Below are 13,190 nucleotides of genomic sequence, written 5' to 3'. Positions count from 1 at the left end.
CGCCACCCCGCGCAAGTGTCTCGGCTTCCGCACTCCCGCCGAGGTGTTCAGGGCCAACATCCTCGGCCGCGGACACCGACGAGAGAAACTCTCACGGGAGCCGAAGTCGCATTTGGGGTAACGCGTCCACTCTGTGGTCCGCGAGAGCTATGCCGATTTCGGCCCGACGCTGGCGGCCGAGACACTGGCCGAGCGCCATGGGATCCAGGTTTCCAGCGAGACGCTGCGCCAATGGATGATGGAGGCCGGCCTGTGGCAGAGCCGCGCACAACGCCTGCGGGTTCACCAGCCGCGACTGCGGCGCGAAGCCTTGGGTGAACTGGTCCAGATCGACGGCTCCGAGCATCGCTGGTTCGAGGATCGTGCTCCGGCCTGCACGCTGTTGGTCTTCATTGACGATGCGACCGGCCGGCTCATGCAGATGCGCTTCGTGCCTTCGGAGACCACCTTCGCTTATTTCAAGGCGCTGGAGGATTACCTTCGGGACCACGGCCGACCTGTCGCTTTCTATTCGGACAAGCACAGCGTCTTCCGGGTGAACCGGGCCGAGGCGCGCAGCGGCCATGGCATGACGCAATTCGGCCGGGCGCTGAACGAGCTGAACATCGAGATTCTCTGCGCCAATTCCTCGCAGGCCAAGGGCCGGGTCGAGCGCGCCAATCGCACCCTGCAGGACCGCCTGGTCAAGGAACTGCGGCTCGAGGGTATCGGCGACATGGCCGTCGCCAACGCCTTCCTTCCCGGCTTCATCGCGCGTCACAACCTGCGTTTCTCCCGGTCCCCTGCCCGGCCTGACGATCTGCACCGACCGCTGAACATGCCAGCGTCAAGGGTGTCCGAGATCCTGTGCCTGCGCGACCAGCGTCAGCTGAGCAAGCAGCTCGTCGTTCACTATGATCGCAAGCAGTTCATCCTGGACGACACCGAACACGCCCGCAGCGCGATCGGGCAGTACGTCGAGACCTATGCCTTTGCCGATGGCCGGCTCGAGATCCGCTGGAAAGGCATTCTTCTGCCTTATCGAGCCTATGATCACCATCAGCAGCGCGTCACCCACGCGTCGATCACCGAGAACAAGCGCTTGGGCGAGGTGCTGGCCTTCATCCAGGCGCAGCAGGACGCCGCACCGCCCGAGGTCGGTCCTGTCGGCAAGCAGCGCAGCCGCTATGAACCGACCGGCAAGCCAAGGCGTGGGAACAAGGGTTGGGTGGAAAGGCGCCAGGAGCGGCGCGCGGCCGAGCAGGCTCAGGCGCGGCATGCAGCCGACTGAGGGTCAAGGCGCTCAGAGCCGCGGCGATCCCTGCTTCCCCGCATGGCCGGGCCGGGCTGCGATGGCGGAGGTCTCCGCCCGACCCGGCCATGCTCCGGCGCGTCCAACTGCGACATTTCTAAATTGCCCCGACAGCGACACATTAACTTGGTGACAACACATTTGGGTTAGCGCGGCCAGCGCGTCCATCCGGCAAAACCGGCGCGGTTCACAGCAAATGGGGTGGCCCATGCGCCGCTAAACTAGCTGCGTCCCAGCTCGGACGGCGTCACCTCCAGATCCAGGGCGCGCGCCGTGTGATCGGCCAGCGCCATGCCTGCTTGGTTCATCGTCAGATAGAGATGGGTCGCGCCGGCCGCCTTCAGGCGCTCGACGTCCTGCTCATGCAGCACATGCGAGATGATCGGTCCCGCGAACCCCTTGGACCGCAGCGCCCAGGCCGCGGCCTCCTTTGCCTCGGTGCCGTCCATGGCCAGAACCGCGGCGTGCAGCCCCGCGATGTTGACCCCTCGCCAGAAGCCAGCATCCTCGACATCGGCCCACAGGACGTTGCGGCCCGCCTGCCGGTGCGGCTCGACCTTGTAGATGTCAGAGTCGATCCCCACCAACCGGTCCTCGAACGGCAGCAGGTACTGATAGGCCGCCGAACCGGTCCGGCCCATGCCCAGGATCAGGATGCGGGCATTGCCCATGTCCGTCGGCAGCTCGTCCCGGTGGTGCCTTGCCGTCTGAAAGCGTTGCAGCTGGCTTTCGTAGCGGTCGAACAGCGCCTGCGCCACGCGGTTCAGAGGCGAGGCCGTAACGAATGACAGGCTGACCAGCAGCGCCATGGCCACCAGCTTGTCGGGCACCAGGTCGGCCGTCAGGATCAGCGCCAGCTCGCTGTAGGTGGCCAGGTTGACCACCGCCAGGAACGCGCTGCGCGCCCTCAGGCGGAACAGCAGGAGAAGCAGGTAGAACAGCCCCGCCTTCAGCGGCAGCAGCGCAATGAAGACCAAGGCGAAAACCAGATCGCCCTGATCCGGCAGGCCCGACATCCCGATCTGCAGGAAGAAGCCGACCAGGAAGGCCTCCTTCAGGCCCCAGAGCGCGTCGGTCAGTTCCTTTGCGCGCTTGTGGGTGGAGAGCATCAGCCCCATGGCCAGCGCCCCGATCTCGGAGCTGAGGCCCACGAACTCGAACCCCATGCCGCCGATCACCAGCGCCAGCAACATGCCCATCAGGACCAGCAACTCATCCTGGCCGGTCAGATCCAGTATCCGGAACAGGAGCGGACGCAGCAATGGCAGCGCGAGCACATACAGGGCCCAGACCGAGGGCGCCTGCCCGCCCCAGATCGACAGCACCACAAGCGCGATGATGTCCTGAAGGACGAGGATGCCAATTGCGGTTCGCCCGTAGAAGGCACCGATGTCACGCTTTTCCTCCAGAACCTTGGCCGAGAACACCGTCGAGGAGAAGGCGAGCATGACCGCCAGCATTGCCGCAGTCCGCAGGTCCATCCCAAGAAACAGCACCAGTCCGGGCGTCACCACGACGATCGAGATCACGAAATGCAGCAACGCCCCGCCCAGCACCTGCGGCTGCGCGATCTGCCGGAGCCGCAGCTTCATGCCGACTGCGAAGAGCAGCAGCAGCACACCCAGGTGTGACAGGTAGTCCAGGATGTCGCCGGTGGCCTCCGGCAGCCTCAGCACGGGCCCCAGCGCATTGATCGCGAACCCCGCCGCCAGGAACCCGACCATCGGCGGCAAGCCAAGCTGGCGCACCGCAAGGCCGAAGACGAAGGCAAAGCTGACGCAGATGACTTCGAACATGCAGACCTCCGGATCAGCTCGAGGTTGGCATAGCGGCGGCGGTTTCGTGCCTCAATGGCGCTGCGGGCTCCTGCCCGCCCGGGTAGCCAGGAAGCGTATCCGCGGCGATTTGGAGAGAATGCCGTCGGTCTTTGCTGCGGAGTGCCCCTGTTCCCGTGCCCGCCTCTGCAGTGTGCGTCCGTTGAGCAGGACGGCGAGATCCTGGTGGTCCACATGATCGCACCGGCCTGAAAGCCGCGACAGGGACCTCGACGGAACAATCATTTCATACCAGGGTTGAACTCGGCATCGAGGGGCAGACGGGAGCCAGGCCGAGATTGATCTTCAATCCGCCAGCCCAATCCGACAGACACGGCCACACGCTTGGTCGCACATGCTGAGTTGCGGCAGGACAAGGGAATGTCTGGCCCGACTGGCCCCGTCCCGCTGCAAGGCAAGGCCGTGCAGGCTTGAGCCAGCAAAGACTTGCATTCTTGACGCAGCAAGGCCCTGCAAGTGCAACACCGGCTCGCCTTCTGCCCAGGTCATTCTGACGCCTGACGAGCTTGAGACGGCCCGCCGGTCCGCCCTGCTCGCCAGCCTGCCCGAAGGCACAGAGGCCATGCTGCTGAAGGGTGCACGGGTGCAGGGCCTCGGCGCCGGCCAGATCCTCTTCCTGCAGGACGAGCCTGCCGATGCGCTGTTCGTCGTGCTGGACGGCTGGATCAAGCTTTACCGCACTGCCGCCAGCGGGATCGAGGCGATGATCGGCGCCATGCGCGATGGTCAGAGCTTCGGCGAGGCGGCAGCGCTTTGCGGCCAGCCCTGGCCGGTCTCGGCCGAGGCGATCAGCCCGGCGCGGCTGCTGCGGCTGGACGCGGGCCGTGTGCGCCGTCTGCTGCAGTCCGATCCGGTGCTTGCCACATCGATGCTGGCTCCGGCCTTCCTGCGTCTGCAGCAGCTTGTTGCCCATATCGAGGAGCTGAAGACCTGCACCAGCGTGCAGCGTGCGGCCGAGTTCCTGCTGGACCTTCACGAGGAAGGCGAAGGCGACAGTCCTATAACGCTGCCTTACAACAAGGCACTGATCGCCGGCCGGTTGGGAATGAAGCCCGAAACCCTGTCGCGGGCCTTTGCACGGCTACGCGATCATGGCGTGCAGATCGAGGCCACGATGGTCCATATCAAGGACGTGGCGCATCTGCGCGACCTGGTGGCAGAAGGCTTGGCCTGAGGCAGGTGGCGTGCCGCGCAACTTGTCCGGTCAAACTCAAGCACACTGCATCCTTCAAACGGTTGCTGCAGATAACCTCCCAACCACCGAGCCTCAGCCTCACGCCGGTGCGTGCTCGGGCGAGCTTTGCGGCTTCGCCACTCTTTCGTGGATTTTCCGGTCGAGATCGGCGCCGAGATACAGATAGTCCCAGCGATACTGGCCTGTGTTGGACAACTCGGGCAAATTGAGGATCCGCACGGTTCCCTGGATGAAGGTGCAGATGCCTTCCTCACGAAGTTCTGGCATCTCCCACGAACACCAATCAATGCGATAGTAGAACTGGGAGCCGCAACTGAGTTAGAATCCCCCTTGTCGCCCCGCCAAGAACGAAATCGCGGATGCGGGAGTGACCAAATCCCCCCATTGCCAGAAGCTGCGCACCGTTTGACAGGGCGGTATCCTGCAACGCCTCGGCGATAGTTCTATTACCGAGAGTTGTCTCAACAGGCTTAGCGTTGAGCCCCCGCTTTGCCAGCGATGACGCAAGAGCACCGGCAAGATCTGACCCGCCCAAAGGTTTTTCGTCCCGGACCGTCAGGACCGAGACTTGGCCGCCTTCCGCCAGAAGCGGCAGCGCATCGCCAAGGGCGCGGGCGGCGACCCGGCTGCCGTCCCAGGCGATGGCGAGATGATCCACCGCGGCGGGACGGGCCGAGGGCGGCACCAGGACGGCCGGGCGGCCCGAGCCGAAGACGACCGCCTCGGCCATGTCCTCGACCGGGGCGGTGTCGGGGGCCCAGGGCAGCAGGGCGAGGTCGAAATACCGGGCCTGCTCGGCGGCATCGCCCGGCACCGCCCCCCAGGGAACCTTGCGCGCGGTGCAATGGACATCCGCGGGCGATGCGGCGCTTTCCAGGACGAGCTGCTCGAGGCGGCGGCATTCGGCCCTGCTTTTCTCCTCGGCGGACTGGACAAGTCCGGGGATGTCGATCAGCAGGTCGCCCAGGCCCGAGGAGACGCGCGGAAGATCGATCGCGAAGGTCGTCACGCTGAGCGCGTATCCAAGGGGCCGCGCCAGGGCGACGGCGGCGCGGGTCGCGTCATCGGCGATCGCTTCGGGATAGGTGATCAGGGGCATATAGGCGATGCGGCTGTGCGTCATGTCGGCTTCTCCATGCGGTCTTGGACATCGTGGGAGGAAGGGAAAGGCGGGCCGCGCCTGTGCGACAATCTACCAGAATGACTGACCATCCCTGCCTCACCCCCATCGATGCCGGGTTGCTGCATGGGGGCATGGTGCCTTGGACCGGCCATCGCCGGCAAGCTCCGGTGGGATCGCCGCCGGTTCCGGCCGCGGCCTGCCGCGGTCTTGACCTCGCCCCGGGGCTGGGCAAGCTCCTCCGGGCGGCCCCAAGGACAGGCCGGGCATCGCGGAAGGCGCGTTCGCGCCCGACGCCCGCAGGATGCGCCGTGCGCAATGGGGGCCCCGGCATCCGGCATTCAAGCGGAGGCGAGATCGTGAGCGACGACGAGATGCACCATTCCCTGACGGCGGCGCTCACGAATCCGCACGCGCATCCCGGCCGCACCTGTCTTCTCGCGCTGGAATCCGGGCCCGGGGGGCTGACCGGGCCCGAGGCCGCGCGGCGCCTGGCCCGCCACGGGCCGAACCGCCTGCCCGAGGTCCGGCGCCGCGGGCCGGTCCTGCGCTTCCTGGGGCAGTTCCACAACGTGCTGATCTATGTGCTGCTCGCCGCGGCCCTGGTGACGGCGGCGATGCAGCACTGGATCGACACCGGCGTCATCCTGGCGGTGGTGCTGGCCAATGCGGTGATCGGGTTCGTCCAGGAAGGCAAGGCCGAGGCGGCGATGACGGCGATCCGGCAGATGCTGGCCCCGCATGCCGCAGTGCTGCGCGACGGGCAGCGGGTCACGCTGGACGCGGCCGGGATCGTGCCCGGCGACATCGTGCTGCTCGAGGCGGGCGACAAGGTGCCGGCCGACCTGCGCGTGATCGAGGCGCGCGGCCTCGCGGCGCAGGAGGCGATCCTGACCGGCGAGTCCGTACCGGTGGAAAAGGACGTGGACCCCGTCGCCTTCGACGCCCCCCTGGGCGACCGCCGCCCGATGCTGTGGTCGGGCACGCTGGTCACGCAGGGCACCGCGCGCGGGCTGGTGGTAGCGACCGGCGCGGGGACCGAGATCGGCCGCATCGGCGGACTTCTCGGCGCGGTCGAGCAGCTGACCACGCCGCTGGTGGCGCAGATGGACCATTTCGCGCGCTGGCTGTCCTTCCTGATCCTGCTCGCGGCGGCCCTGCTGCTCGCCTACGGTTATTTCGTTGGCCACCTGCCCTTTGCCGACCTGTTCATGACGGTGGTCGCCATCGCCGTCTCGTCGATCCCCGAGGGCCTGCCAGCCGTGATGACGATCACGCTGGCCATCGGCGTGCAGGCAATGGCGCGGCGGCACGCCATCGTGCGCCGCCTGCCGGCGATCGAGGCGATCGGCTCGGTTTCGGTCATCTGCACCGACAAGACCGGCACGCTGACGCGCAACGAGATGGTGGTCGCCGCCGTGGAAACCCCCGAGGGCAGCTTCTCCGTGGCGGGCGACGGCTATGCGCCGGCGGGGGCGATCACGGCCGCCGGGGACCTCGGGCGTCTGAGCCGGGCGGCGGCGCTGTGCAACGACGCGACCTTGCGCGAGCGGGACGGCCTCTGGTCCGTCGAGGGCGACCCGATGGAAGGCGCGCTGCTGGCCTTCGCCGGTAAGGTGGCACCGGATATCGCCGCGCCTCGGCTGGACGCCATCCCCTTCGACAGCCGGCACCGCTTCATGGCGGTGCTGACCGACGGCCCCGAGGGGCGCGTCACCCATGTGAAGGGCGCGCCGGAACGGGTGCTGCGGATGTGCGGGGATACCGACCACGCCCATTGGCACGACCGCGCCGAGGCGATGGCGCGGCGCGGGCTGCGCGTCCTTGCCCTGGCCGAGCGGGCCGAGGCCGTGGACCGGATCGACGCGGGTGCGCTGGACGGCGGGCTGACCTTCCTCGGACTTGTCGGCCTGATCGACCCGCCCCGCCCCGAGGCCATCGCCGCGGTCGCCGAATGCCGGGCCGCGGGCATCCGGGTCAAGATGATCACCGGCGACCACGCCGGCACCGCCGCCGCGATCGCCGCGCAGATCGGCCTGGAAAACCCCCATCGCGTGCTGACCGGCCAGGATCTCGACAAGCTCGACGACGCGCAGCTGGCACTCGAGGTGATGGGCGTGGACGTCTTTGCCCGCACCAGCCCCGAAGACAAGCTGCGCCTGGTGACGGCGCTGCAGGCCAACGGCCTGTCGGTGGCCATGACCGGCGACGGGGTGAACGACGCGCCCGCGCTCAAGCGCGCCGACGCGGGCATCGCGATGGGCCTCAAGGGGTCCGAGGCCGCAAAGGAGGCCGCCGACCTCGTCCTCGCCGACGACAATTTCGCCACCATCGCCGCCGCCGTGCGCGAGGGGCGCACGGTCTACGACAACCTCAAGAAAGTCATCAGCTGGACCCTGCCCACCAATGCCGGCGAGGCGATGGTGGTCATCACCGCCCTGGTCGCCGGCTACGCCCTACCGCTGACCGCGGTGCAGATCCTCTGGGTCAACCTGATCACCGGCATCACCCTTGGCCTTGCCTTGGCCTTCGAGCCGACCGAGGCCGGCACCATGTCCCGCCCGCCCCGGCGGCGCGACGCGCCCATCCTGTCGGGCGAGCTGGTCTGGCACGTAGCTCTGGTGGCCTTCCTGTTCCTGGCCGCCGTCTTCGGCATGTTCAGCTATGCGCTCGACCGCGGCTATCCCCTGGCGCTGGCTCAGACCGTTGCGATGAACACGCTGGTGGTGCTGGAGATCGCCCACCTCTTCTTCATCCGCAACATCCACGGCACCTCGCTGACCTGGGAGGCAGTCAGGGGCACGCGCGTGATCTGGACGGTGGTGGTCGTCATCACCGGCGCGCAGTTTGCCGTCACCTACCTGCCGCTTCTGCAGGCCGTGCTGGGGACCGAGCCCGTCCCGCTCGCGGACGGCCTGCTGATCGTGGGTCTGGGCGCGGCCTTCTTCGCCCTGATCGAGATCGAGAAGCAGATCAGGCTGGGGTTGAAGCGATGACGCGCCGGGGCCGCCTCCAGGGATGCAGGCTGGGCGCCTGCCATCGTCCCGAACGAGGATCATGCCCCCGCAAGCGCATTTTGTCTCGCCAAGCGGCGTTCCTGCGGCCAACCTCGGGGAGGAACCGGAAGGCCCGAGCGAGACAGCCGTGCCCTTGTCGCCGGCAGGACCTCCGCCCGGGACGATCGTGATCGAAGGAGAGAAAGACCATGACCGCAAGGATGAAGGCCGCCATCTTCGTGGAACCGGGCCGGATCGTGCTCGACGAGAAGCCGGTGCCCGATGTCGGCCCGCTCGACGCGCTGGTGCGGATCACGACAACGACGATCTGCGGCACCGACGTCCATATCCTGAAGGGCGAATATCCCGTCGCCCGGGGCCTGACCATCGGCCATGAGCCGGTGGGCGTGATCGAGAAGCTCGGCTCGGCCGTGCAGGGCTATGCGGAAGGGCAGCGCGTGATCGCCGGGGCGATCTGCACCTCGGGCCACAGCCACGCCGCGCTCTGCGGCTGCCACGCTCAGGACGGCCCCGGCACGCGACACGGCTGGAAGCCGATGGGCGGCTGGAAGTTCGGCAACACCATCGACGGTACGCAGGCCGAATACGTGCTGGTTCCCGACGCGATGGCCAATCTCGCGCCGGTGCCGGACGGTCTCAGCGACGAGCAGGTGCTGATGTGCCCGGACATCATGTCGACCGGGTTTTCGGGGGCGGAAAGCGGGAAGATCCGCATCGGCGACACGGTGGCGGTCTTCGCGCAGGGCCCGATCGGGCTTTGCGCCACGGCGGGCGCGCGGCTGATGGGGGCGACGACGATCATCGGCGTGGACAGCGTGCCGGCCCGGATGGAGATGGCCCGCCGCATGGGGGCGGACCACGTAATAGACTTCACGGCGGCCGATCCGGTGGCCGAGATCATGCGCCTCACCGACGGGCGCGGCGTCGATGTCGCCATCGAGGCGCTCGGGCGGCAGGAAACCTTCGAGGCCGCGCTGCGGGTACTCCGCCCGGGCGGCAGGCTGTCCTCTCTGGGCGTCTACTCGGGCGACCTGACGATTCCCCTCGGCCCCTTCCTGGCCGGCTTGGGCGACCACACGATCGTGACGACCCTCTGCCCCGGCGGCAAGGAGCGGATGCGGCGCCTGATGGATGCCATCGCCTCGGGGCGGGTGGACACGCGCCCGCTGGTGACGCACCGCTTCAGCCTGGACGAGATCGAGGAAGCCTACGAGCTTTTCGCCAACCAGCGCGACGGGGTGCTGAAGGTCGCCATCACGCCATGACGCCGTTTCAGGCGCGCCGCTTCCGCAGGTCGCCATCGCGGGCGCGGCCTTGAACAAGCCTGCCGGGGATGCAAGCACTCGGGTCAGCGCGACATCGCCGCAAGGAACCACGCAGCGGTGATCCGTCGCGGCATGGCAGGCAGGGACCGATGACGCGGGGCGAGGCGACGATCACGGGAAAGCCGATCCGGGTCGAGATCGGAGAAGGCGTCCTGGCCTTCAGCGGCGACCTGTCGGTGGTTGCGGTCGGCCGCCTCGACATCGAGGGCCTTGTCCGGGATGGCGCAGGCGCGGCGGCGCTGGATATCGGCCGGGTACGGCGCCTCGACACGGCCGGGGGCCGGCTGCTGCTGGAACTGCAGCGCCGGCTGGGGTTGCCGGATTGCCCGCTAGCCCTGCGGGGGGCCAGTGAGGCACAGGCGCAGCTTGTCGAGACGGTGCGCCGCAACCTCGGGGCATGGACATGTCGCCCGGCACGACGAGATGGAACTCCACGAAGGTCATGGGCCCCGAATGCCGCGTGCGCAGGTCATGCGCCTCGAGCGCCCCTTCCGCATTTGTCGAGATAACGTCGCGGATGCGGCCAAGCATCTCGTCGGGGATGGCCACGTCCATGAGGCCGCCCACCGACTGGCGCATGAGCTGCCACCCCGACCAGAGGATGTTGAGCGCGACCAGTGCCGCAAGTGCCGGATCGAGAACGGCCCAGCCCGTGACGGTGGCCCGAAGGACACCAAGAAGCACCCCTGCCGAGGAGACCACGTCCGTCAGCAGGTGGCGCCCGTCCGCGACCAGAGCCGGCGAGCGTAGCCGGCGGCCCTGGTGGATCAGGACCCAGCACCAGGCGGCATTGATGGCGCCGGCCAGCCCGTTCACCAGAAGTCCCTCCGGTGCGGCTTCCAGGGCACGGGGGCTCAGGAAGCCGTGATATGCCTCGGTCAGGATGAGCATGGCGCTACGATGATGAAGACCCCGGTCGTCACCGCCGAGAAGTATTCGACCTTTCCATGACCATAGGGGTGGTTCGCGTCGGCGGGCTTTGTGCTTGTGCGGACGGCCAGAAGGGCCACGATGGCCGTGACGACGTTGACGATGCTTTCAAGCGCATCCGAATAGAGCGCGATCGAGCCGGTGAGCCGCCAAGCCAGGAACTTGAGGCCGAGAACCAGAAGGCCCACGAAGATGCTGGCAGCAGCGATCGTCTGAATGCGGTTCATCTCTCCTGCCTCTTCATCACCCACTCCCAAGACAGCGATGCCATAGGAGCCCGCGTAGGCGCGTCCGGCCAGATTGGCCACCGACAAGGGGAGAGGCATTGAACATCCGGTAGACTGTAATAGCCGAAAGGTTTTGCGATCATCGAACTGATCAATGTCATCAGGAACTTATGATGCAGCCCTTTCACCGTCATTCATGACCTGCGCGGCGCTCGCCAGGAGTGACGCCCCGCATCTGAACTGCGGGGCGCATCGTGGCTCAGGCGGCTTCTGCGGGTAGAAGTCCTCCTGCTGGTTCCCGCGACCTGCTGCGGTTGGTCCGCAGCAGGCGCATGCCGTTGGCGATGACGATGAGCACCGAGAGTTGGTGGACCAGCATGCCTTCGGCCATGTGCACATGGCCCGAGAACACCCCTGCCATCAGCCCGGCCACGGTCGCCAGCGCGATCACGAGGTTCTGGCGCATGTTCCGCAGCGTGGCGCGCGAGATCACCACCGCCTCGGGGATCCGCTTCAGATCACCTGTCATGAGCGCGATGTCGGCCGTCTCGATGGCCACGTCGCTGCCGGCTGCACCCATGGCAATGCTGGTGTCGGCGGCGGCGAGCGCCGGGGCGTCGTTGATGCCGTCACCGATCATGGCGACGTGGCTACCCTCGGCTCGCATCTTGCGGATCAGTTCGAGCTTCTGTTCCGGCAACAGACCCGCGTGAACCTCGTCGATGCCGACCTGCGCGGCGATGGCGCGGGCCGCCTGCGGCTGGTCGCCGGTCAGCATGACGATCCGGTCGATCCCCGCCTCGCGCAGACCGGCGATCATCGGCGCGGCACTCGGGCGCGGCTGGTCGGCAAGGCCCAGCAGGCCCGCGAGTTGTCCGTCCACGCCCACCATCACCACGGTATGGCCGCGGTCCAGAAGGCCTGCCAGTGCCGCCTCGGCCTCGGGCGTCACCGGAATGCCCAGCCGGTCGATCAGGCGGCGGTTGCCGGCAGCGATGCGGTTGCCGTCGTGGATCGCGACAAGCCCCATGCCGGCGATTTCCTCAAGGTGCTCAGCCGTGGGAACGACGCCCTGCGCCTTGGCGGCCTCGATGATCGGGCGACCGAGCGGGTGGTCCGAGCCGGCCTCGGCGATGGCGGCGCGGCGCAGCACCGTGTCACGGTCGTGGCCGGTCAGCGGCACGATCTCCATCAGCCGCGGACGCCCTTCGGTCAGCGTGCCGGTCTTGTCCAGCGCGACGGCACTGATGCGGCCGGCGTCCTCGAGATGCTGCCCGCCCTTGATGAGGATGCCCGAACGTGCCGCCCGCCCGATCCCCGCCACGATCGAAACGGGCGTCGAGATGACCAGCGCGCCGGGGCAAGCGACCACCAGCAGCGTCAGCGCGAGCCGGATGTCGCGGGTGAAGATCCAGGCCAGAACCGCCAGCCCCATGATCGCGGGCGTATACCACTGTGCGAACCGCTCGATCATGCGCTGGGTAGGGGCCTTTTCCTCCTGCGCCTGCTCGACGCGCTGGACGATGCGGGCCAGTGTGGTGTCGGCGCCGATATTGGTCGCGCGGATGCGCAGCATGCCGTTCTCGGCAATGGTGCCGGTAAAGACGGCGCTGCCGGGGGTCTTTTCGGCGGGGATGGACTCGCCGGTGATTGCCGCCTCGCTGACGGCGGCGTTGCCAAAGGTGACCTCGCCGTCCACCGGGATACGCTGGCCAGCCTTGACCAGCACGGTCTCGCCCGGCTCGACGGCGCTGGCGGCGACCTCGACGGGCTGGCCGTCCCGCAGGACGGTAGCGGTGGCGGGTGCGGCGGCGATCAGCGCCTTCAGCGCCCCACGGGTCTGGCGCATGGTTCGCGCCTCAAGCCACGAACCGAAGATGAAGAGGAAGGTGACCGCCGCTGCCTCCCAGTATTCGCCAATGACCAGCGCGCCGGTGGCGGCGACGGTGACCAGCAGTTCGATACTCAGGTGCCTGATCCGCAGCGCCTGGACCGCGCGGACGGCGATGTCGGCGCCGGCCAGCAGGGCCGCTGTGACCATCGCCGCCGACCACAGATCGGTATTGCCGAGGGCGTAGCGGGCCAGCAGGCCCAGAGCGATCAGGGTGCCGCTGATGATCGTCAGCCACAGCCGCCGGCGAGCCGGGTGCGAGAACCTGGCCTTCAGGTCAGCCCACATGGGAAATCTCCTTTCTGCTCTCCGCTCCGGCCTTGCGGCCGGGGCGGAGGAAGGGATGGGATGCGGGAAAG

Annotated in this window: 8 protein-coding genes and 2 pseudogenes; 5 read left to right on the top strand and 5 right to left on the bottom strand. The window is 67.7% G+C overall.

Annotated features, from left to right (window positions below):
• Positions 1 to 130 precede the first annotated feature (130 nt).
• Positions 131 to 1,270 (top strand): annotated as a pseudogene (locus tag H5395_RS14905) (ISNCY family transposase); the annotation flags it as partial.
• 242 nt (positions 1,271 to 1,512) lie between these two features.
• Here the strand turns inward: H5395_RS14905 and H5395_RS14900 are convergent.
• On the bottom strand, positions 1,513 to 3,087 hold the full coding sequence (locus H5395_RS14900; protein ID WP_182793356.1) for a cation:proton antiporter: 1,575 nt from the start codon (positions 3,085 to 3,087) through the stop codon (positions 1,513 to 1,515).
• A 601-nt stretch (positions 3,088 to 3,688) separates the two neighbouring features.
• Here H5395_RS14900 and H5395_RS14895 point away from each other — a divergent pair.
• Positions 3,689 to 4,300: a Crp/Fnr family transcriptional regulator gene (locus H5395_RS14895; RefSeq protein WP_255440720.1), complete on the top strand. Its 612-nt coding sequence runs from the start codon at positions 3,689 to 3,691 to the stop codon at positions 4,298 to 4,300.
• A 99-nt stretch (positions 4,301 to 4,399) separates the two neighbouring features.
• Here H5395_RS14895 and H5395_RS14890 read toward each other — a convergent pair whose 3' ends face one another.
• Both H5395_RS14890 and H5395_RS14885 read right to left on the bottom strand, forming a co-directional pair.
• Entirely contained in the window at positions 4,400 to 4,588 is a 189-nt protein-coding gene (locus tag H5395_RS14890; RefSeq protein WP_182793355.1) for a hypothetical protein, read from the bottom strand.
• A 16-nt stretch (positions 4,589 to 4,604) separates the two neighbouring features.
• Positions 4,605 to 5,444: a universal stress protein gene (locus tag H5395_RS14885; protein ID WP_182793354.1), complete on the bottom strand. Its 840-nt coding sequence runs from the start codon at positions 5,442 to 5,444 to the stop codon at positions 4,605 to 4,607.
• A gap of 371 nt (positions 5,445 to 5,815) precedes the next feature.
• Between H5395_RS14885 and H5395_RS14880 the strand changes: the two genes are divergently transcribed.
• From H5395_RS14880 to H5395_RS19075, 3 genes are all read left to right on the top strand, one after another.
• On the top strand, positions 5,816 to 8,437 hold the full coding sequence (locus H5395_RS14880) for a cation-transporting P-type ATPase (protein ID WP_182793358.1): 2,622 nt from the start codon (positions 5,816 to 5,818) through the stop codon (positions 8,435 to 8,437).
• A gap of 209 nt (positions 8,438 to 8,646) precedes the next feature.
• On the top strand, positions 8,647 to 9,723 hold the full coding sequence (locus H5395_RS14875; RefSeq protein ID WP_182793353.1) for an NAD(P)-dependent alcohol dehydrogenase: 1,077 nt from the start codon (positions 8,647 to 8,649) through the stop codon (positions 9,721 to 9,723).
• Positions 9,724 to 9,791: 68 nt separating this feature from the next.
• Positions 9,792 to 10,292: an STAS domain-containing protein gene (locus tag H5395_RS19075; protein ID WP_370576472.1), complete on the top strand. Its 501-nt coding sequence runs from the start codon at positions 9,792 to 9,794 to the stop codon at positions 10,290 to 10,292.
• Here H5395_RS19075 and H5395_RS14870 read toward each other — a convergent pair.
• Together H5395_RS14870 and H5395_RS14865 are read right to left on the bottom strand one after the other, a co-directional pair.
• Positions 10,180 to 10,940 (bottom strand): annotated as a pseudogene (locus tag H5395_RS14870) (cation diffusion facilitator family transporter); the annotation flags it as partial. The gene H5395_RS19075 and the pseudogene H5395_RS14870 sit on opposite strands and share 113 nt — an antisense overlap.
• 259 nt (positions 10,941 to 11,199) lie before the next feature.
• The gene (locus H5395_RS14865) at positions 11,200 to 13,119 is read right to left on the bottom strand and encodes a cation-translocating P-type ATPase (protein WP_182793352.1); all 1,920 of its coding nucleotides are present in this window, start codon (positions 13,117 to 13,119) and stop codon (positions 11,200 to 11,202) included.
• Positions 13,120 to 13,190: the final 71 nt, after the last annotated feature.

It is taken from the genome of Paracoccus sp. MC1854, from assembly GCF_014164635.1.
Classification (GTDB): domain Bacteria; phylum Pseudomonadota; class Alphaproteobacteria; order Rhodobacterales; family Rhodobacteraceae; genus Paracoccus.
Note: the sequence above shows the minus strand (reverse complement) of the source record. Positions and strands in the feature narration are given on the sequence as shown.

Excerpts from the sequence above, each read along its gene's own strand:
- H5395_RS14900 (WP_182793356.1), bottom strand. The coding sequence starts at position 3,087 with ATGTTCGAAGTCATCTGCGTCAGCTTTGCCTTCGTCTTCGGCCTTGCG.
- H5395_RS14895 (WP_255440720.1), top strand. The coding sequence starts at position 3,689 with ATGCTGCTGAAGGGTGCACGGGTGCAGGGCCTCGGCGCCGGCCAGATC.
- H5395_RS14890 (WP_182793355.1), bottom strand. The coding sequence starts at position 4,588 with ATGCCAGAACTTCGTGAGGAAGGCATCTGCACCTTCATCCAGGGAACC.
- H5395_RS14885 (WP_182793354.1), bottom strand. The coding sequence starts at position 5,444 with ATGACGCACAGCCGCATCGCCTATATGCCCCTGATCACCTATCCCGAA.
- H5395_RS14880 (WP_182793358.1), top strand. The coding sequence starts at position 5,816 with ATGCACCATTCCCTGACGGCGGCGCTCACGAATCCGCACGCGCATCCC.
- H5395_RS14875 (WP_182793353.1), top strand. The coding sequence starts at position 8,647 with ATGACCGCAAGGATGAAGGCCGCCATCTTCGTGGAACCGGGCCGGATC.
- H5395_RS19075 (WP_370576472.1), top strand. The coding sequence starts at position 9,792 with ATGCAAGCACTCGGGTCAGCGCGACATCGCCGCAAGGAACCACGCAGC.
- H5395_RS14865 (WP_182793352.1), bottom strand. The coding sequence starts at position 13,119 with ATGTGGGCTGACCTGAAGGCCAGGTTCTCGCACCCGGCTCGCCGGCGG.